Here is an 18,802-nt window from a genome sequence, read left to right on the forward strand (position 1 = left end):
GGGCGGATGCGGAGAGTGGCTGAAGACCGGCGGGCGGCCGGGGACCGGCGGGCGTCGGCTACGGGATTCCTCCGGTGGCTAGGACGGCGGTCCGGTGACGAGGACGGTGTTGAGCGGCTCCTCCCCGGTGGCGAACCGGGTGAGCTGCTCCACCAGCAGACGTCTGGCGCGCGGCGGGAACGCCGAGGTCGATCCTCCGACGTGGGGGCTGATGAGGACACCGGGAGCATGCCAGAGCGGATGCCCCGCCGGGAGGGGTTCCGGATCGGTGACATCGAGAGCGGCCGTGATCCTTCCGCTCTTCGCCTCGGCGAGCAGCGCCTCGGTGTCGACGACGGGACCCCGCGCGACGTTCACCAGGAGCGCGCCGTCCTTCATCCGCGCCAGGAACTCCGCTCCCACCAGGCCTTTCGTGGTCTCGGTGAGCGGGGTCGAGAGGACCACGACATCGGCGTCGGGGAGCAGCGCGGGCAGTTCGGTGAACGCGTGCACCGCACCGCGCTCCGTAGTGCGTGCGGAGCGCGCGACGCGCGCCACCCGCGCGCACTCGAAGGGCGCGAGCCGGTCCTCGATGGCGGCGCCGATCGATCCGTAACCGATGATCAGTACGGACTTGTCGGCGAGCGCGGGATAGAAGCCCGACCGCCATTCCTCCCTGTCCTGGCCCCGGACGAAGCCGGGAACGCCGCGCAGGGAGGCGAGGATCAGGGCGAGGGTGAGTTCGGCCGTGCTCGCCTCGTGAACGCCCTTGGCGTTGCAGAGCCGGACCCCGGCGGGCAGCGAGCCGAGCCCGGGGGTCACATGGTCGATTCCCGCCGAGAGGGTCTGTACGACGCGTACCGACGTCATCGCGGCGAGCGGCCGTATGGCGATCTCCATGCCCTTCATGTACGGGACGACGTAGAAGGCGCAGTCGGCCGGATCGGCGGGGAAGTCTTGGCCGCCGTCCCAGAAATGGAGGTCGAGCCCGGGGGGAAGCCCTTCGAACTCCCCTGCCGGAAACGGGATCCACACGTCTGAAGAAGTCATGGTCAGGAGGCTATGCGAAGCGTGCGGGACCGATGCGGTTAGCTTGAGGACGGCACAGGGAGGGGTACGGCGTTGGAGCGCAGGACAATCGGTGCGGCGGCGCTGGAAGTGGGAGCGGTCGGGCTCGGCTGTATGCCGATGCACTGGGCGTACACCGGCTCGCAGCAGCGCGGCGACCGTTCGCTCCGTACGGTGCACGCGGCGCTCGACGCCGGTACGACCCTGCTCGACACGGCCGACATGTACGGGCCGTTCACCAATGAACTGCTGCTGGGGCGGGTGCTCGGGCAGCGGCGGGCGGAGGCCTTCGTCTCGACCAAGTGCGGTCTGCTCGTGGGCGATCAGCACATCGTCGCCAATGGCAGCCCCGGCTATGTACGGCGGGCGTGCGACGCCTCGCTGCGGCGGCTCCAGACCGATGTCATCGATCTCTATCAGCTCCACCGCGCGGATCCCGAGATCCCGGTCGAGGAGACCTGGGGCGCGATGGCGGAGCTGGTGGGCGCCGGGAAGGTACGGGCGCTGGGGCTGTGCGCGGTGGGGGCGCGTGCGTCACGGCGCAGATCGGGCGCGCATCTGCACGAGGCGACGATCCGGCAGCTGGAGCGGGTGCAGCAGGTCTTTCCGGTGAGCGCGGTGGAGGCGGAGCTCTCGGTGTGGTCGCCGGAGGCGCTGGAGCGGCTGCTGCCGTGGTGCGAGGCGCGCGGCATCGGGTTCCTGGCGGCGATGCCGCTGGGCAACGGCTTTCTGACCGGCACGCTCACCCCTGGGCAGGGGTTCGAACCGGACGATCTGCGGGCGCGGCATCCGCGGTTCACGGCGGAGATGATGGCCGCGAACCAGCCGCTGGTGGCCGGGTTGCGGCGGATCGCGGAGCGGCATGGCGCGACTCCCGCGCAGGTGGCGCTGGCCTGGGTGCTGGACCGGGGGCGCCATGTGGTGCCGCTGCCGGGGACGAAGCGGGAGCGGTGGGCGGTGGAGAACGCGCGCGCGGCCGAGGTGCGGCTGACGGCGCGGGATCTGGCGGAGATCGCGGGACTGCCCCCCGGCGCGGGGGTCATGGGACTGAGGTTCCGGAGACCGACGGTCTTCGCCGGGGCCTTCGCCGGCGGTCGGTCGCGGTGTGCGGACGGCCGCTGATTGGCCGGATCCGTACGTTCGGCCGGGCAGGCGCCGTCGGTGGGAACCTGAGCGGGGGCAGCGGTGTATGAACAGTGGAAGCGCCGCCGTTGAAGGGATCGGAACCGTGCATCGTTCAGCAGTGACGGCCGTGTGGGCCGCTGTCGCTCTTCTCGTGGCCACCGGATGCTCCTCCGGCGGCGACGGGTCCGCTCCCGGTCCGGGCCGGCGGTCGGCGTCGGGTCCCGCCGCCTCGCCGGAGGGCGGGGCGCCCAGCCCGTCGGCCGCGCCCGCGAAGGGCTCGGTGAAGGTGGTGTCGACCGTGACCGAGGGGCTGGCCTCGCCCTGGGGGCTGGCCGCTCTGCCCGACGGCGATCTGCTGGTCTCTTCCCGCGACGAGGGGACGATCACCCGTGTCGACGGGGAGAGCGGGAAGAAGACCCTGGTCTCGACGGTGCCGGGGGTCTCCGCCTCGGGCGAGGGCGGGCTGCTCGGGATCGCCCTCTCCCCCACCTATGGCGCGGACCGTCTTGTGTACGCGTACTTCACCACCGAGTCGGACAACCGCATCGCCCGGATGCTCTACGACGAGAGGAAGCCCGTCGGGCAGCAGATGGGCGCGCCCGACACGGTGCTGCGCGGTATCCCCAAGGGCACGATTCACAACGGCGGACGGATCGCCTTCGGGCCGGACAAGATGCTGTACGCGGGCACGGGTGAGACGGGTGACGGGCAGCTCGCCCAGGACCGGAAATCGCTGGCGGGCAAGATCCTCCGGATGACCCCGGACGGACAGCCCGTGCATGGAAATCCCGAGGCGGATTCGGTCGTGTATTCCTATGGCCACCGCAATGTGGAGGGTCTGGCCTGGGACTCCGGGAAACGGCTGTGGGCTTCGGAGTTCGGCCAGGACAAGTGGGACGAGCTGAATCTGATCGAGCCCGGGAAGAATTACGGCTGGCCGGACGTCGAGGGAAAGTCCGACAGGCCCGGCGTGGTGAGTCCGGTCGCGCAGTGGCCGCCGAGCGAGGCGTCACCCAGCGGTATCGCCTTCGCGGAGGGCTCCATCTGGCTGGCCACGCTGCGCGGTGAGCGGCTGTGGCGTGCTCCACTGGCCGGAAGGGAATTGGCGGCGCCGCCCGAGGCGTTCCTCGGAGGAAAGTACGGCCGCCTGCGCACGGTGCTTTCGGCGGGCGGCGGCAGGGTGTGGCTGGTGACCAACAATACGGACGGCCGGGGCACACCGAAGCCGGGGGACGACAGGATCCTCCTGCTGGAGGTCGCGTAGCGGTATTGCCGTGAGGACGGTGAGCAGTCTGTGTTCAATATGATCGAAGAGATCTTCGCTCCGGGCCGCAAGCACACCGATGACGAGCAGAAGCGGCTGGAAGTCAGCCGGGTGGACATCGATGACAACGACCCGGGCCGGGGCCCCATAGACCTCGCCTCGGGGAAGGTCACGATAAGGGTCCCGGCGCGGACCGAGGACTGACCGAGGACTGCCTGCGTCAGTGGACGGACGCGTCCGCCGGGTCGGGGAAGAGGCGGAGGCGGTGGGAGAGAGCCGCCGCCTCCGTGCGGCCCGAGACTCCCAGTTTGGCCAGGATGTTGGAGACATGGACGCTCGCGGTCTTGGGCGAGATGTACAGTTCCTCGGCGATCCGGCGGTTGCTGTGACCGGCGGCGACAAGACGCAGGACGTCCTGCTCCCGAGGAGTCAGACCCAGTGACCGGGCGGCGTCCTGGGCGGGCTCGGCGGGGGCCCCGCCCTCACAAGCGCCGTCGGGGCCGGCCGAGAGACTGATACGGGCCCGGCCCGCGACAAGCGCGATGTCCTCGGCGAGGGGCCGTGCGCCGAGCCGCCGGGCCGTGGTGTGCGCCTGGGTGAGCAGGTCTGCCGCTTCCGCGCGGTCGGCATGGGCGTCCAGCAGCGCGGACGCGCGGCGCAGCCGGGCGAGCGCCAGTTCATAGGGGCGTTCGGTCTCCTCGAAGGCCGCGACGACGCCCGCCCAGTGGTCCGGGGTGCCGGTGCCCTCCGCGCGGGCCAGCTCGGCCTCCAGCATGAGGCCGTACGCACGCCAGACGGGCACGAGCGTGGGCAGCCGCTTGGCGTGGGAGCGTACGGCCGCGAGCACGGCCGCACGTCCCGCTTCGGTGCCGGGCAGGCCCCTGGTGTCGGCCTCCATCGCCGCCACGGCGCACAGCAGCGGCAGCGCGTACCGCTGGGTGCCCGGCGGGAAGCCCCGCTCGGCTATCCGCTCGAACTCGGCTCTGGCGTCGGCCGGCGCACCCCTGCGCGCGGCGATGGCCACCATCAGCCGGGCCGGTGTGATGAAGTGCTGCGGCTGGGGGTCGTGCGTGCCCATGAAGCCCCGGGTCAGCTCCACCTGCCGCCGGGCCTCGTCGAGTTCGCCTCGGGTCAGGGCCAGCTCCGCCCGGCACACGGCGACGACTCCGCGGGCCTTGTGCGAGTGGGCGAGCCCGTCCGCGGCATCGAGGACGGCGTCCGCGTCGGACCAGCGGCCCAGCGAGTGGAGCGACAGGGCCTGATTGCCCCGGACCCAGGCCTCCGTGTCGGCGAGACCGCGCCGATGGGTGACGGCGATGCCCCAGTCGGCCGTCGCCACCGCCTCCTCGGAGCGGCCCATGCTCTCCAGCGTGGACGGCAGATTGATGCTGGCGCGGCCGAGCACCCCGGCCGCGCCCAGTTCGCCGGCGCGGTCGCGCACCGCGTACATCTCGGCGATGCCCTCCTCGACGCCGCCCGCGTCCGCGGTGAGCCAGCCACGGGTGAGGCGGGCGTGCAGTTCGGTCTGTTCCGCGCCGACGAGCCGGGCGTACTCCACGGCGCGGTTGGCGGCGACGAGACTGTCGGGGCCCGGCCGGTGCAGGGCGCCCCACGCGGCGACACTGGCGAGGACCTCCGCGTGCACGGCGGACGGCTGGAGTCCCCGTACCAGTTCCTGGGCGGTGGCCAGTTCCTGCCAGCCGTCGCCGCGGGTCAGCTCCTGCATCATCTTGGAGCGCTGGATCCAGAACCACGCGGCGCGCAGCGGATCCTTCTCGCCGTCCTCGCCGTCCAGGGTCCGGATGGCCTTCTTGGCTATCGCGTAGGCGCGCTCGCGCTCGCCGCCGAGCCGGGCGGCGACCGTCGCCTCCGCCATCAGATCCAGATAGGTCAGCGGCGAGGGGTCGCGCCCGCAGAGGGGATAGACCTCGGTGTCGGCGGCGTCCGGGGGCCGCAGCGTGCCGCGCACGCTCGCGGGAGCGTCGTCCCACAGCTCCATGGCCCGTTCCAGCAGCTTCAGTTGCTCGGAGTAGGCATAGCGCTGCCGTGCCTCCACAGAGGCCCTCAGGACGGCGGGAAGGGCCTTGGCGACCTCATGCGCGTGATACCAGTGGCTGGCCAGCCGGGTGGTGCGCTCATCGGCCCGTACGAGCGAGGGATCGGCCTCCAGCACCTGCGCGTAACGGCGGTTGAGCCGGGACCGCTCGCCCGGGAGCAGATCGTCGCTGACCGCCTCGCGCACCAGGGAGTGCCGGAAGCGGTACCCGTCGCCGTCCACCGTGGGCAGCAGGATATTGGCGCCGACGGCGGCCCGCAGGGCCTCGATCAGATCGTCCTCGGCGAGCCGGCCGACGGCCAGCAGCAGGGGATACTCCACGGTGGTGCCGCCCTCGGCGACGATCCTGGCGACCCGCTGGGCGTCCTCGGGCAGTGCCTCGACCCGTACGAGCAGCAGATCGCGCAGGGAGTCGCTCAGCCCACTGCCGCACCCGGACCCGGTCCCGGACCCGGACCCGGTCCCGAGGGAACAGGCCAGTTCCTCCACGAAGAAGGCGTTGCCGTCGGAGCGTTCGAAGATCTGGTCCAGCAGGGCCGGATCCGGTTCGGCCGCGAGGATGCCGGTGAGCTGACGCCGTACCTCGGCGCGGGTGAAGCGGGAGAGCTCGATGCGCCGTACGGACCGCAGCCGGTCCAGCTCGGCCAGCAGCGGACGGAGCGGATGGCGGCGGTGGATGTCATCGGCGCGATAGGTGGCGAGCACGACGAGCCTGCCCCGGCGCAGCGCGCGGAAGAGATAGGCCAGGAGATGGCGGGTGGAGGCGTCCGCCCAGTGCAGATCCTCCAGGACGAGCACGACCGTACGGTCGGCCGCCAGCCGTTCCAGCAGCCGCGCGGTGAGCTCGAAGAGCCTGGCCGTGCCGTCCTCGCCCAGCGCGCCCCGGTCGGACTGCCCCAGCTCGGGCAGGATCCTGGCCAGCTCGTCCTCCTGGCCCTCGGCCGCGGCGGCCAGCTCGTCGGGCAACTGGCGGCGCAGGGAGCGCAGGGCCGTGGAGAAGGGTGCGAACGGCAGTCCGTCCGCGCCGATCTCGACACACCCGCCGACCGCGACGACGGCCTTGCGCGCACAGGCGACCCGATGCAGTTCCTCGACGAGCCGGGTCTTGCCGACCCCGGCCTCACCGGCGATGAGCAGCGCCTGCGGCTCGCCCGCGGTGGCGCGGGCGAGGGCTTGGGTGAGCGCGGTCAGCTCGCCGGCCCTGCCGACGAACACCGGGCTGACGGACCTGGTCTCCACAGGCCCGAGCATCGCACAGGCCTCTGACAACGCGGCACCCGTTATCGAGGCGCCCGCGACGGAGGCGCCCGTCATCGCGACGCGCACGGGCGGGATGCTCGCGGGCGGGGCGCGCACGGCGTCATGCCGCGCGGGCGAACCGGCCGCCGGGTCCCTTGTCCCGCTCCTCCCCCGTGTCCTTGTCCTTGGCGGCCCTCCGGGCCTGGCGGCGTGCCTCGCGGACCGCGCGTACGAGCCGCTGGTTGTCGGCCCTGCGGATCAGCTCGGCCGTGTGGATCCTCTGGAGTTCGTACTCGAACATCGGGCTCCCCCTGGTGCGAAGGTGTTCTGGCGTCCTGTGGACGTCTCCACCTTCGTCTCCCAGGGGGTACCGGCACATCGGGAGAGTTACGCATCCTGGCGGGCCCCCGGGCCTTAGAAAAGGACCAGGGAGGGTCGGTACGGCCCTAAGGGCCTAAGGCCCCTCGCCAACGTCTAAGGGTCCTCAGGCCGACGGCCTCAGCCCCTCAGGCCGACGGCCTCAGCCGGCGGGGGCGGGTGCGGGGGCGGGCGGGGCCGGCAGGGCCGCGAAGAGATCGAAGTACATCCCGACGGACACCAGCACACCGAGCAGACCGAGGACGGCCGCGGCCACGGCCACGGGGCGTACCCAGCCGGAGCCGGCCCGCTGGGGCAGGACCAGCACGATCACGGCGATGAGCAGCGCCACCAGGGCCACCACACCGTTGGCGGCGGCGGTGGCGTGCCACGCGTCGCCGTAGCCCTCGGCGATCTGCTGCTCCGGGGTGGCGGTCTGACCGAGGGTGATCTGCCCGACGAGGGCCTCGCGCTCGGAGATGACCCGGCCGGTCCAGGTGCCGGTCAGGGCGACGATGCCGAGGCAGGCCGCCACGACGGCCGCGGCGGCGGCGCCGAGTCCGGACGGACGGCGCCCGTCGTCGGCGATGTCGTCGTCCAGATCCTCGTCGTCGTCCAGGTCGTGGACGCCTTCAGGGCCGTCGGGCGCGCCGTCGGTGGTGCCGCCGGCACCGGCCGGGGTGCCGGCCTTGACGAGGGAAGGACCTTCGGCCTCCGAGGCCGAGTCGGACAGCACCTCGGGCGCCTTGGTGGTGGGGGCCTCTGCCGTCTCCGGCTCGGGGCTCTGGGTCTCGGGGGTGGGGTTCATACCCGCACGCTAGGGGCCTCGTCTGAGAACTTCCTGAGAACGGCGGAACGTCCCCGAACGAGGCAGTTCCACCGTTCCAGCAGCCCGCGCGGAAAGCGTTCCAGCACCCGCGCGGAAAGCACGGGCACTCGATCGGCTCGACGGCTCGCGGACGGCCCGGCCGTCGCGCACGCGGCTCAGAGAGCGGCGGCGGACTTCTGTTCGCGCCACTCGGGTGCCAGGACCGACCAGATCTCGGTGCTCTGCCGTACCCCGTCGAAGAGATAGCTCTCGCGCAGCACCCCCTCACGGTTCATACCGAGCCGCCGCGCGACGTTGATGCTCGGCTCGTTGGCCGACGACACATGCCACTCCACCCGGTGGATCCCGCGCTTCTCGACCGCCCAGTCGATCAGTACCCGCGCGGCGCGCGTGACCAGCCCGCGTCCCGTCCCGGCCGGCTCCAGCCAGCAGCCGACCTCGCAGTTGCCCCCCTTGGCGTCGAAGACCCGGAAGAGCACCCCGCCGACCAGGGTGGCGTCGAGCCAGATCCCGTAGAGCCGTCCGCTGTCGGCGGCCCGCTTCTGCGCGTACGAGGTGAGCAGCGCCTCGGCGGACACGAGATCCGCGGCGGCTCGGGCGAACCCGATGTGCTGATCGACCAGATCCCTGGCGCGGTCGATATGGGCGAGGAACTCTTCGGCCTGCCACGGCTCCAGCGGCCGTAGCTCCGCCCCGTCACCCAGGGATATCGCGAACATCGGGGTCCTCCTGTGCACTGTGTACCGTTACGAGCCCAGGGATCCTCGCACGTCCGCGGCTTCCGGGCCGCTCAAATACCTTCGAAGGCCAGGGGGCGCCGCCGTACCGTGCCCGCCGCACACCGGCGGGCACGGTACGGGAGCGCCGTACACCGGCGGACGCTCAGCCGGAGACGCTCGGACGGCCGTTCTCGATGTGTCCCATCAGACGACGGCGGAAGCCCGTCCCGGTGTCACCGGTGACACCTGTGACACCGGCGCCGCCGTGCGTGGACGGCTCGGCGGTGATCTCTATGTCGTACCAGCCGTGCGCGTCGGCCGCCGAGTGCACGACATTGCGGGTGCGGCCCGGCTTCACCGTGATCCGGCGGGTCCAGCCGTTCAGATCGGCCTCGTCGACATAGCCCAGGGGCCGCACCGTGAAGGTGACCGGCAGATCCCCCCTGTTGCGCAGGGTGAGCTGGAGATCGCGGTCATGGTGGTCGACGGCGGAGGAGACCTCGGCGCCGAATCCGGTCACCGGCCCCGCGAACTCGCGACGGAAACCGTTCGGCCCGGTGATGGTGAAGCGGTACCCGTCACCGCCCAGCCCGGTAAGGGGCACCGTCCATTGCCCCGTGCCCCTTACATCGCGGTGCTGCGGGATCGCGAACTCACCGGCGTAGGGATAGAGCGCGAAGTGCGCGCTCGAACGGCCCGTGTTGCTGAGCGCGACGGTGAACGTCCGCCCGCCCGCGTCGAGATGGCCGTACGCGTCGGTCTGGTACGGCAGCGGTCTGGCCGGGCGCGCGCCCGGCTCCTGTACGGGCATCCGCTGCCGGTCCGGCGGTACGGGCAGCCAGCGGCCGGTGAACGGCGGTATCGCGCCCGGCTGTTCCACCTCGGGCTGGGTCCGGCCGCGCTGGAAGTCGAAGGCGGAGGTCAGATCGCCGGTGACATTGCGCCGCCACGCGGTGATGTTGGGCTCGTCCACCCCCGTCCACTTCTCCAGGAAGCGGATGACCGAGGTGTGGTCGAAGACCTGTGAGCAGACATAGCCGCCGACGGTCCAGGGCGAGACGACCAGCAGCGGGACGCGCATACCGAGCCCGGTCGGCCGTCCCTCCCAGCGCTCGGCGGAGCCGGTGGGCCCTTCGGCGGGCGGTACGGGCGGCGGCACATGGTCGAAGAAGCCGTCGTTCTCGTCGTAGTTGATCAGTACGACGGTGTGCCGCCAGACATCGGGATGGGCACCGAGCGCGTCGAGCACCTGGTAGACGAGGGTGGCGCTGGCGATCGGCGACGAGGAGCCGGGGTGCTCCGAGTCGATCGCGGACGGCACCAGATACGACACCTCGGGCAGTGTCCCCGCGGCCACGTCCGCGCGGAACCGCTCGGCCAGGGTGCCGCTCTCGACCCGGCGCAGCCCGCGCTCGAACAGCGACCGCTCATGCTCGGTCAGCAGGGCGACACCCTCGTCCAGCGCGGCGAGCAGCCGCGCGCGCCCGGCGGTGTCCTCCGTGTCGCGGACGGCGGCGTAGAAGGCCTCCATATAGGTGAAGCCGGCCGCGTCGGGCACTCCCGGCAGCGCACGCGCCTCGGTGAGCGCCTTGCGGGCGATGTCCTTGAAGGTGGTGAAGAACTCGATGTTGTTGTCGGTGAAGTTCTCCCACTCCGTGTACGTCCGCCAGCTCCGGCCGGCCCGTTCGAGGCGCTCGGCGTAGGTCGGCCACGGATAGCCGGGGTGGGTGTCCTCCTCGTACGCGTCATTGCCCACGGCCCGCCGGCCGTCGGCCTCGTAGCCGGTCCAGCCGCTCCACAGATGGTTGCGGTTGGGGCTCGTCGAGGTGTGGACGGACGAGTGGTACGCGTCGCAGACCGTGAACGTGTCCGCCAGCTCGTAGTGCAGCGGGATGTCACGCCGGTCGTAGTAAGCCATGGTGGCGGCGGTCTTGGCGGAGACCCAGCGGTCCATCCAGCCGTTGTTCCAGGCCTTGGCCCCGCCGTCCCAGGAGTGGTCGAGGGCGTCGATGTACTGGAGGTCCTTGTGCTGTGCCGCCGCCGCGTCCCTGATGGGGAACGGCAGGACGGTGGTCAGCGGGCCGGGCTGCTCGAAGACGGGCCTGCCGGAGGGAAGCCGCACCGCGTTGCGGTCACCGAAGCCGCGTACGCCGCGCAGGGTGCCGAAGTAGTGGTCGAACGAGCGGTTCTCCTGCATCAGGATGACCACGTGCTTGATCGCCCGCATCCCGCCGGCGGGGGGCTCCGCCGCGAGGGCGGTCCGCAGGGACGGCGGCAGGACGGATCCGACCGCCGCCGCACCGAGGGCTCCTGTGCCGAGGGTGACCATTCTTCTCCGCGATATCTCCGCTGACATGCGCCGGACGGTAATGAGAGCGAATGGCAGAGAAGAGTCCCAGGTGCGACTACGAGGTGAACGTCCCCGGGAGCCGGCACGGGGGCGCCGGGGCGGCTACGGGGGCGGCCAGGAGGTGGAACCGGGGCGGGGCAGCCGTGCGTACCGGGCGGATCAGCCGGTCGCGCCGGGGCGGGTCAGCCGGCCCACCGAGACCACCACCGCATGGCGTCTGGCGGCGATCTCGGTGGCGTCCATCAGTTCGCCGAGCGGCTCGGGGGTGCCCTCGCTCCATGTGCTCGTGAGCGCCACGAGCAGCGCCAGCAGGAGACGGGGCGGCAGCCCCGCGTCGACCTTGCCCTCGCCCTGGGCCGCGGCGAGGGCCCGGAGCTTGGCCTCGTTGGCCTTCGCCGCGATCGGCAGGACGGCCCCCGGCCGCTCCAGACTGTGCCAGCGCGTCAGCCGCATGAGATGAGGGTGCGCGTAGTGGAAGTCGAAGAGCGCGCCCGCGTATCCGGGCAGATCCCCGGCGTCGAACGGCGCCGCTTCGAGGATCTCCTGGACGGCGGCCTCGTACACCGCGTCGAAGAGCTGTTCCTTGCTCCCGAAGTGCACATAGATCAGGTTCTTGTTGTATCCGGCCGCCGCGGCGACGCGGTCGACGCGCGCGCCGGCGATGCCGTACGCGGCGAACTCTTCGGTCGCGGCGCGCAGCAGACCGCTCTTGGTGGTTCGGGAGTCTCTGGCCACGCCCTCATCGTAATCAGCGCCCATGACGGCGGTACCGGTCGATCACCGCGTGCCGTGAGCGGTAACTGACCGTACGGTTACTTCCACGCAAACCGACTGACCAGCGTGCCACCGCCGATCAATGCTCCTTGCATGCGCGCGGGTCCGGGTTTACGGTGAAGTAACTGGATAGTCAGTTACTTCACTGAAGGGCTCCACCATGTCACAGGTCTGGTTCATCACCGGCAGCTCGCGCGGTCTGGGCCGCGCCATCGCCGAGGCCGCTCTCGCCGCCGGCCACCGGGTCGTGGCCACGGCGCGCAAGCCCGGCCAGCTCGACGATCTCGTCCATGAGTACGGCGAGCGGGTGCGCGCCGTGGCGCTCGATGTCACCGACGCGGACGCGGCGCGCGCGGCGGTCCGGGGCGCGGTCGAGACGTTCGGGCGGCTGGACGTCGTCGTCAACAACGCCGGATACGGCGACATCGCCGCCGTCGAGGACGTCACCGACGCCGATTTCCGCGCGCAGATCGACACCAACTTCTACGGGGTCTACTACGTCACCAAGGCGGCCGTACCGATCCTGCGTGAGCAGGGGTCCGGGCATATCGTCCAGATCTCGTCCAGCGGCGGCCGGATGACCACCGCCGGCCTCGGTGCCTACCAGAGCGCCAAGTGGGCGGTGGCCGGCTTCTCCGAGGTGCTCTCCCGCGAACTGGCCCCGCTGGGTGTACGGGTCACCGTCATCGAGCCGGGCGGTCTGCGCACCGACTGGGCCGGGTCGTCGATGACGATCCCCGAGATCAGCGAGCCGTACCGGGAGACGGTCGGCGCGATGGCCGAGATGGTGCGCGGCATGGACGGCCGGCAGACGGGCGACCCGGCCAGGGCGGCACAGGTCATCCTGGGTCTGCCGGATCTGGACGAGCCCCCGGTCCATCTGCTGCTGGGCAGCGACGCCTATGGATATGTGACGGCCTCCGACCGGGCCCGTACCGAATCCGACGCGAAGTGGCGTGAGTTGACCGAGTCGATCGACTACGACTCCACGAGCTGACCGGAAACCCGCCCTACGGCCACACCAGCAGCACCGGGCACTCCGCGTGGTCGACCACGAAGCGGGTGGCGCGACCGAGGCTGTGCGGTCCCGGGTGGCCGCGCTCGCCGTCCCGCGCGCAGATCAGCAGAGCCGCGTCCGCCGCCGCGCGCACGACCTCGTGCTCCGCGCGGCCGTGGTGGTCGAGCAGTTCGCAGGGCCGTCCGAGCCGGTGCGCCGCGGCCTCCAGCAGATCGGCCGCGGCCGTCCCCGACAGGGCTTCCAGCCGGGCGCCGGGGTCACGGTCGGGCCGGTGGCCGCGGCCGAGGAGCCCCTCGTAGGCATGGTGCGCGGCGGCGACGACCTCGTCGTCGCTCACATGGAGCAGCACCACCGTGTCGTGCGGGGCGCGCTCACGGGCCGCGTCCACACAGGCGGGCCAGGTGGATTCGGTGATCCAGACGAGAACGGTCCCCTTCGGATCCGCTCCCTTCGGATCCGTCCACCTGGAATCCGTCCACCTGGAATCCGTCCACCTGGAATCCGTCAACTTCGGATCCGTCCCGGGCTGACCGGGCGGACCGGTCTCCGGCGGACCCGTCTCCGGGGAATCGGGCATCGGTACGGTCACGGGGTCAGCCTCCGACACGGGCTCATCGGCACGGGCTCGGCCGACGCGGGGTCAGCCTCGGATCACTTGCAGCGTGCCCCACAGTGCCACGGTCGAAGCGACGAGCGCGGCAGGCACGGTCAGCAGCCCGAGCCGGGTGAAGTGCCCCAACTTCGGCTCGATGGCGTGCTCATGGAGGACGCGCCGCCACAGCAGGGTGGCCAGCGATCCGACATAGGTCAGATTGGGCCCCAGGTTGACGCCGATCAGCGCGGCCAGCACCGGACCCGGTCCGGCGGGCGCGACGACCGGCAGCAGCGCCAGGATCGCGGGCAGGTTGTTGATCACATTGGCCAGTACGGCGGCGATCGCGGCGATCGCCAGCAGCGTGGGCAGGGACGAGCCGTCCGGCAGCAGCCGGGCGATCCCGGTGTCCAGCCCGTTGTCGACGACCGCCTTGACGACGACACCCAGCGCGAGGACGAAGAGACAGAACAGCGGCGACGCGGCCCGGACCAGTCCCGTCACCGTCGTACGGCGACGGCGCAGCGCGCGGGCGGCGAGCACGGCCGCACCGGCGACGGCGGCCCACAGCGGTTCGATCCCGGCGAACGACGTCACCACGAATCCCGCCAGCGTCAATCCCAGCACCACCAGCGTGAACACCGGTACCTCGCGCCGCTCGTCCGTCCTCGGGGTGCGCGCCCCGGCGGCCAGATCGGCGGCGAAGAAGCGCCGGAAGACGATGTACTCGACGGCGATCGCGGCCAGCCACGGCAGCGCCATCAGCGCGGCGAACCGGGTGAAGGAGAGCCCGCTGGCGGTGAAGGCCAGCAGATTGGTGAGATTGGAGACCGGCAGCAGCAGTGACGCCGAGTTCGCGAGATGCGTACAGGCGTAGACATGCGGCAGGGGACGGGCGCCGACGCGGGCCGCGGTCGCGAAGACCACCGGCGTGAGCAGGACGACCGTGGCGTCCAGGCTGAGTACGGCGGTGATGACGGCGGCGACCGCGAACACCCCGCCCAGCAGCCGCTTCGGCCGGCCGCCGCAGTACCGCGCCACCAGATCGCCGGCCGCGGTGAACAGCCCTTCCTCGTCGCAGAGCTGAGCCAGCACCAGCACCGCCGCGAGAAACACCACGACGGGCAGCAGGGTGCGTGTCTGCTCCCCCGCCTCCTGGGGCGAGACCGCGCCGAAGCCGATGAGGAGCAGCGCGGCGGGCACGGCGGCCACCGCCTCGGGCCAGCCACGTGGCCGTACGACGGCGAACGCCAGCACGGCGAGCAGCAGGGCGATCGAGAGTGCCTCGGCGGCGACGGTGTTCAGACTGGCACTCCGGGTTCCGGGGGACGGTCAGGGGCGGCGCACCGCCCGGTGCGCCGCCCCCATGACGTACGAGTACGGACGGGCCGGAGCCCGGCGTACGAACGGACCGGAGCCCGGCGTACGGCCGAGCCGAAGCCCGGCGTACGGACGGACGGACGAGCCAAAGCCGGCGGCCCGCAATGCCCGGCCTCACCTGGTCCCGCGACGCCCCGCCTCTCCGGACCCCGCGAAGGGCCCGGCGAGACCCGCCTCTCCGGGCCCGAAGCCGTCCGTCTCTCCGGGCCCCGGCCGGTTACCCGTACCCGTTACTCCGCCGGGGCGAGCCGCTCAAGGATCAGCTCACGCACACGCGCCGCGTCGGCCTGGCCACGGGTGGCCTTCATGACGGCACCCACCAGCGCGCCCGCGGCGGCGACCTTGCCGGCCCGGATCTTGTCCGCGACGGCCGCGTTGGCCGCGATGGCCTCGTCCACGGCCGCGCCGAGCGCGCTGTCGTCGGAGACGACCTTGAGACCGCGCTTCTCCACGACGGTGTCCGGGTCGCCCTCGCCCGCGAGCACGCCGTCGATCACCTGGCGGGCCAGCTTGTCGTTGAGATCGCCGGACGCGACGAGCGCGCCGATCCGGGCGACCTGCTCCGGGGTGATGGGCAGCTCGTCCAGCGGGCGGCCCGACTCGTTGGCGTGCCGGGCCAGCTCGCCCATCCACCACTTACGGGCCTGGTCCGCCGGGGCACCCGTGTCGATCGTGGCCACGATCAGATCGATCGCGCCCGCGTTGAGGATCGACTGCATGTCGTGCTCGGAGACGCCCCACTCCTCGCGCAGCCGGTTGCGGCGCACGCGCGGCAGCTCGGGCAGTCCCCGGCGCAGCTCCTCGACCCACTCGCGGGAGGGCGCCACCGGTACGAGGTCGGGCTCCGGGAAGTACCGGTAGTCCTCGGCCTCCTCCTTCACCCGTCCCGAGGTGGTGGAACCGTCCTCCTCGTGGAAGTGCCGGGTCTCCTGGATGATCGTGCCGCCGGAGTTCAGCACCGCGGCATGGCGCTGGATCTCGAAGCGCGCGGCGCGCTCGACACTGCGCAGCGAGTTCACGTTCTTCGTCTCGGAGCGCGTACCGAACTTCTCGCGTCCGTGCGGGCGCAGCGAGAGGTTCACATCGCACCGCATCTGGCCCATCTCCATCCGGGCCTCGGAGACACCGAGCGTCTTGATCAGCTCACGCAGCTCGGCGACATACGCCTTGGCGACCTCGGGGGCCCGCTCGCCGGCGCCCTCGATGGGCTTGGTGACGATCTCGATCAGCGGGATCCCGGCGCGGTTGTAGTCGAGCAGGGAGTGCGAGGCGCCATGGATCCGTCCGGTGGCACCGCCGACATGGGTCGACTTGCCGGTGTCCTCCTCCATGTGGGCGCGCTCGATCTGCACCCGGAAGATCTCGCCGTCCTCCAACTGGACGTCCAGATAGCCGTTGAAGGCGATCGGCTCGTCGTACTGGGAGGTCTGGAAGTTCTTCGGCATGTCCGGATAGAAGTAGTTCTTCCGGGCGAAGCGGCACCACTCGGCGATCTCGCAGTTGAGCGCGAGACCGATCTTGATCGCCGACTCGACACCGATCGCGTTGACGACCGGGAGCGATCCCGGCAGGCCCAGACAGACCGGACAGGTCTGTGAGTTGGCCGCAGCGCCCAGCTCGGTGGAGCAGCCGCAGAACATCTTGGTCTTCGTGCCGAGCTCGACATGGACCTCCAGGCCCATGACGGGGTCGTACGTCGCGAGGGCGTCCTCGTACGACACGAGTTCAATGACGGTCACTGTGAAACTTTCCCTCTCAGCCCAGCAGGACGTCGTCGTCGCCCAGGCGCTTCAGCTCACGCAGGAGCAGAGCGACGCCCGTGACGATGGCGGCGGCGGAGACGACCGCGTCGACCAGCCGGAGCGTGTCATTGTCCTGGCGGGCCGTCCTGGCCTGCTTGACGACGCTGATCGCGCCGAAAGCGGTGGTCCCGATCGACAGGTACGTGCCGGCCTTGGACTTCTTGAAACCCTTGGCCTTGCTCATTGCACTGGTCATAGTGACGGTGCCTCCTCCAGCAGCGGGTGCCCCCACCTTTCCACGAAGGCGGCCTCGACGGCGGCACCGACCTTGTAGAGACGGTCGTCCTTCAGGGCGGGGGCGATGATCTGGAGACCGACCGGGAGGCCGTCCTCCGGCGCGAGACCGCAGGGCAGTGACATCGCGGCGTTGCCGGCCAGGTTGGTCGGAATGGTGCACAGGTCCGCCAGATACATCGCCACCGGGTCGTCGGCGCGCTCGCCGATCGGGAAGGCGGTGGTCGGGGTCGTCGGGGAGACGATCACGTCGACCTGCTCGAAGGCCTTCTCGAAGTCCCGGGTGATGAGCGTACGGACCTTCTGCGCCGAGCCGTAGTACGCGTCGTAGTAACCGGAGCTGAGCGCGTACGTACCGAGCATGACGCGGCGCTTGACCTCGTCCCCGAAGCCCGCCTCACGGGTCAGGGCCGTGACGTCCTCGGCGGACTTCGTACCGTCGTCGCCCACCCGCAGGCCGTAGCGCATGGCGTCGAAACGGGCGAGGTTGGAGGAGCACTCGGACGGCGCGATCAGGTAGTACGCGGCGAGCGCGAGGTCGAAGGACGGGCAGTCCAGCTCGACCACCTCGGCGCCGAGTTCCCTGAGCAGCTCCACCGACTCGTCGAAGCGCTGGACGACACCGGCCTGGTAGCCCTCGCCGCGGAACTGCTTGACGACACCGACGCGCATCCCGGCGACCGAGCCGTTGCGCGCGGCCTCGACGACCGACGGGACCGGGGCGTCGATGGAGGTCGAGTCCATCGGGTCGTGGCCGGCGATCACCTCGTGCAGCAGGGCCGCGTCCAGGACCGTACGGGCACAGGGCCCGCCCTGGTCGAGGGAGGACGAGAAGGCGACCATGCCGTAGCGGGAGACCCCGCCGTAGGTGGGCTTGACGCCGACCGTGCCGGTGACGGCGGCGGGCTGGCGGATGGAGCCGCCGGTGTCCGTGCCGATGGCGAGGGGCGTCTGGTACGAGGCGAGCGAGGCGGACGAACCGCCGCCGGAGCCGCCGGGGACCCGGGTCAGGTCCCAGGGGTTGCCGGTCGGGCCGTACGCGCTGTTCTCGGTGGAGGACCCCATGGCGAACTCGTCCATGTTGGTCTTGCCGAGGATGACGACGTCCGCGTCCTTGAGCTTCTTGACGACGGTCGCGTCGTAGGGCGGGATCCAGCCTTCGAGGATCTTGGAACCGACGGTGGTCGGGACGCCCTCGGTGGTGAAGATGTCCTTGAGCGCGAGAGGGACTCCGGCCAGCGGGCCGAGCTTCTCCCCGGCCACGCGCTTGGCGTCCACGGCGCGGGCCTGGGCCAGCGCTCCCTCGCGGTCCACATGGAGAAAGGCGTGGACCTTCTCGTCGACCGCTTCGATACGGGCGAGATGGGCCTCGGTGACCTCGACGGCCGTGAGTTCACCGGCGGCGATCTTCCCGGCGATCGCGGCGGCGGTGAGCCTGATGATGTTCTCGGTCCTGCTCATGTCCGTCATGGCTGTTAGTCCTCCCCCAGGATCTGCGGCACCTTGAAACGCTGCTGCTCCTGGGCAGGGGCACCGGAGAGCGCCTGCTCGGGGGTGAGCGACGGACGGACCTCGTCCGCGCGCATGACATTGGTCAGCGGCAGCGGGTGGGAGGTCGGCGGTACGTCTTGGTCGGCGACCTCGGATACGCGGGCGACCGCGCCGATGATGTCGTCGAGCTGTCCGGCGAAGTGGTCGAGCTCGGAGCCGGACAGCTCCAGACGCGCCAGCCGAGCGAGGTGAACGACCTCCTCGCGCGTGATGCCAGGCATTCAGCGATCCTCAGGGGTTGATGGCTTCTTTGAGCCCAATCCTAGAGGGCGCGGTCACCTCACCACGCAACAGATAAATCGCCCCCCACCGCCGGGGGACGGGCTCCTGGGCGACCGGGCCGCGTCCTGACGGGAAGAACGTCTCCGCGTGCGCGAACCGTCGCGTTCTGTGACCGGTCACGGCGTGCGGAGGCGGGCCGCTCGATGGCCGGACCGCTGGGCGCCGCCGAGGCCGCCGGACCCT

At 71.2% G+C, this 18,802-nt stretch carries 16 protein-coding genes and 1 pseudogene; 4 read left to right on the top strand and 13 right to left on the bottom strand.

Annotated elements, in window-relative coordinates:
• Positions 1 to 78: 78 nt before the first annotated feature.
• A complete protein-coding gene (locus tag OG214_RS11390; RefSeq protein ID WP_363084192.1) occupies positions 79 to 1,029 on the bottom strand; it encodes a 2-hydroxyacid dehydrogenase in 951 nt (316 codons plus the stop codon).
• 72 nt (positions 1,030 to 1,101) lie between these two features.
• Here OG214_RS11390 and OG214_RS11395 point away from each other — a divergent pair.
• The 3 genes and pseudogenes from OG214_RS11395 to OG214_RS11405 all read left to right on the top strand — a co-directional run bounded on the left by OG214_RS11395 (position 1,102) and on the right by OG214_RS11405 (position 3,640).
• Positions 1,102 to 2,098 (top strand): annotated as a pseudogene (locus OG214_RS11395) (aldo/keto reductase).
• 177 nt (positions 2,099 to 2,275) lie between these two features.
• Positions 2,276 to 3,436 (top strand): PQQ-dependent sugar dehydrogenase, encoded by a 1,161-nt coding sequence (locus OG214_RS11400; RefSeq protein ID WP_405984667.1) that lies wholly within the window; start codon positions 2,276 to 2,278, stop codon positions 3,434 to 3,436.
• Between the two features lie 39 nt (positions 3,437 to 3,475).
• Entirely contained in the window at positions 3,476 to 3,640 is a 165-nt protein-coding gene (locus tag OG214_RS11405; RefSeq protein ID WP_363084195.1) for a DUF6191 domain-containing protein, read from the top strand.
• Positions 3,641 to 3,656: 16 nt separating this feature from the next.
• Here OG214_RS11405 and OG214_RS11410 read toward each other — a convergent pair whose 3' ends face one another.
• From OG214_RS11410 to OG214_RS11435, 6 genes are all read right to left on the bottom strand, one after another.
• Complete coding sequence (locus tag OG214_RS11410; RefSeq protein WP_405987475.1) at positions 3,657 to 6,743, bottom strand: AAA family ATPase; 3,087 nt, start codon at positions 6,741 to 6,743, stop codon at positions 3,657 to 3,659.
• A 109-nt stretch (positions 6,744 to 6,852) separates the two neighbouring features.
• Positions 6,853 to 7,032, bottom strand: a complete 180-nt coding sequence (locus OG214_RS11415; protein ID WP_405984668.1) for a hypothetical protein — start codon at positions 7,030 to 7,032, stop codon at positions 6,853 to 6,855.
• Between the two features lie 219 nt (positions 7,033 to 7,251).
• Positions 7,252 to 7,896 carry a hypothetical protein gene (locus OG214_RS11420; protein ID WP_363085255.1) on the bottom strand — a complete coding sequence of 215 codons (645 nt, stop codon included), beginning with the start codon at positions 7,894 to 7,896 and terminating at the stop codon, positions 7,252 to 7,254.
• Between the two features lie 176 nt (positions 7,897 to 8,072).
• Positions 8,073 to 8,636: a GNAT family N-acetyltransferase gene (locus tag OG214_RS11425; protein WP_405984669.1), complete on the bottom strand. Its 564-nt coding sequence runs from the start codon at positions 8,634 to 8,636 to the stop codon at positions 8,073 to 8,075.
• Positions 8,637 to 8,799: 163 nt separating this feature from the next.
• The gene (locus OG214_RS11430; protein WP_405984670.1) at positions 8,800 to 10,992 is read right to left on the bottom strand and encodes a phosphocholine-specific phospholipase C; all 2,193 of its coding nucleotides are present in this window, start codon (positions 10,990 to 10,992) and stop codon (positions 8,800 to 8,802) included.
• Positions 10,993 to 11,145: 153 nt separating this feature from the next.
• Entirely contained in the window at positions 11,146 to 11,721 is a 576-nt protein-coding gene (locus tag OG214_RS11435) for a TetR family transcriptional regulator (protein ID WP_405984671.1), read from the bottom strand.
• Positions 11,722 to 11,920: 199 nt separating this feature from the next.
• Here OG214_RS11435 and OG214_RS11440 point away from each other — a divergent pair, with 199 nt between their 5' ends.
• Positions 11,921 to 12,757 (top strand): oxidoreductase, encoded by an 837-nt coding sequence (locus tag OG214_RS11440; protein WP_363086058.1) that lies wholly within the window; start codon positions 11,921 to 11,923, stop codon positions 12,755 to 12,757.
• 13 nt (positions 12,758 to 12,770) lie between these two features.
• Here the strand turns inward: OG214_RS11440 and OG214_RS11445 are convergent, their stop codons facing one another.
• From OG214_RS11445 to gatC, 6 genes are all read right to left on the bottom strand, one after another.
• A complete protein-coding gene (locus OG214_RS11445; protein ID WP_363086059.1) occupies positions 12,771 to 13,193 on the bottom strand; it encodes a universal stress protein in 423 nt (140 codons plus the stop codon).
• 225 nt (positions 13,194 to 13,418) lie between these two features.
• On the bottom strand, positions 13,419 to 14,675 hold the full coding sequence (locus tag OG214_RS11450) for an SLC13 family permease (protein ID WP_363086060.1): 1,257 nt from the start codon (positions 14,673 to 14,675) through the stop codon (positions 13,419 to 13,421).
• Between the two features lie 305 nt (positions 14,676 to 14,980).
• A complete protein-coding gene (gene gatB / locus OG214_RS11455; RefSeq protein ID WP_363081920.1) occupies positions 14,981 to 16,489 on the bottom strand; it encodes an Asp-tRNA(Asn)/Glu-tRNA(Gln) amidotransferase subunit GatB in 1,509 nt (502 codons plus the stop codon).
• A 16-nt stretch (positions 16,490 to 16,505) separates the two neighbouring features.
• A complete protein-coding gene (locus OG214_RS11460; RefSeq protein ID WP_093602362.1) occupies positions 16,506 to 16,748 on the bottom strand; it encodes a hypothetical protein in 243 nt (80 codons plus the stop codon).
• Positions 16,745 to 18,247 (bottom strand): Asp-tRNA(Asn)/Glu-tRNA(Gln) amidotransferase subunit GatA, encoded by a 1,503-nt coding sequence (gene gatA, locus OG214_RS11465; protein WP_382852430.1) that lies wholly within the window; start codon positions 18,245 to 18,247, stop codon positions 16,745 to 16,747. The genes OG214_RS11460 and gatA overlap by 4 nt, the downstream gene beginning before the upstream one ends.
• A 14-nt stretch (positions 18,248 to 18,261) precedes the next feature.
• Positions 18,262 to 18,558 carry an Asp-tRNA(Asn)/Glu-tRNA(Gln) amidotransferase subunit GatC gene (gene gatC / locus OG214_RS11470; RefSeq protein ID WP_066945642.1) on the bottom strand — a complete coding sequence of 99 codons (297 nt, stop codon included), beginning with the start codon at positions 18,556 to 18,558 and terminating at the stop codon, positions 18,262 to 18,264.
• Positions 18,559 to 18,802: the final 244 nt, after the last annotated feature.

This window comes from Streptomyces sp. NBC_00872, assembly GCF_045161915.1.
Lineage (GTDB): Bacteria > Actinomycetota > Actinomycetes > Streptomycetales > Streptomycetaceae > Streptomyces.

Excerpts from the sequence above, each read along its gene's own strand:
- OG214_RS11405 (WP_363084195.1), top strand. The coding sequence starts at position 3,476 with ATGATCGAAGAGATCTTCGCTCCGGGCCGCAAGCACACCGATGACGAG.
- gatA (WP_382852430.1), bottom strand. The coding sequence starts at position 18,247 with ATGAGCAGGACCGAGAACATCATCAGGCTCACCGCCGCCGCGATCGCC.
- OG214_RS11440 (WP_363086058.1), top strand. The coding sequence starts at position 11,921 with ATGTCACAGGTCTGGTTCATCACCGGCAGCTCGCGCGGTCTGGGCCGC.
- OG214_RS11390 (WP_363084192.1), bottom strand. The coding sequence starts at position 1,029 with ATGACTTCTTCAGACGTGTGGATCCCGTTTCCGGCAGGGGAGTTCGAA.
- OG214_RS11460 (WP_093602362.1), bottom strand. The coding sequence starts at position 16,748 with ATGACCAGTGCAATGAGCAAGGCCAAGGGTTTCAAGAAGTCCAAGGCC.
- OG214_RS11430 (WP_405984670.1), bottom strand. The coding sequence starts at position 10,992 with ATGTCAGCGGAGATATCGCGGAGAAGAATGGTCACCCTCGGCACAGGA.
- OG214_RS11420 (WP_363085255.1), bottom strand. The coding sequence starts at position 7,896 with ATGAACCCCACCCCCGAGACCCAGAGCCCCGAGCCGGAGACGGCAGAG.
- OG214_RS11415 (WP_405984668.1), bottom strand. The coding sequence starts at position 7,032 with ATGTTCGAGTACGAACTCCAGAGGATCCACACGGCCGAGCTGATCCGC.
- OG214_RS11425 (WP_405984669.1), bottom strand. The coding sequence starts at position 8,636 with ATGTTCGCGATATCCCTGGGTGACGGGGCGGAGCTACGGCCGCTGGAG.
- gatC (WP_066945642.1), bottom strand. The coding sequence starts at position 18,558 with ATGCCTGGCATCACGCGCGAGGAGGTCGTTCACCTCGCTCGGCTGGCG.
- OG214_RS11410 (WP_405987475.1), bottom strand. The coding sequence starts at position 6,743 with ATGCTCGGGCCTGTGGAGACCAGGTCCGTCAGCCCGGTGTTCGTCGGC.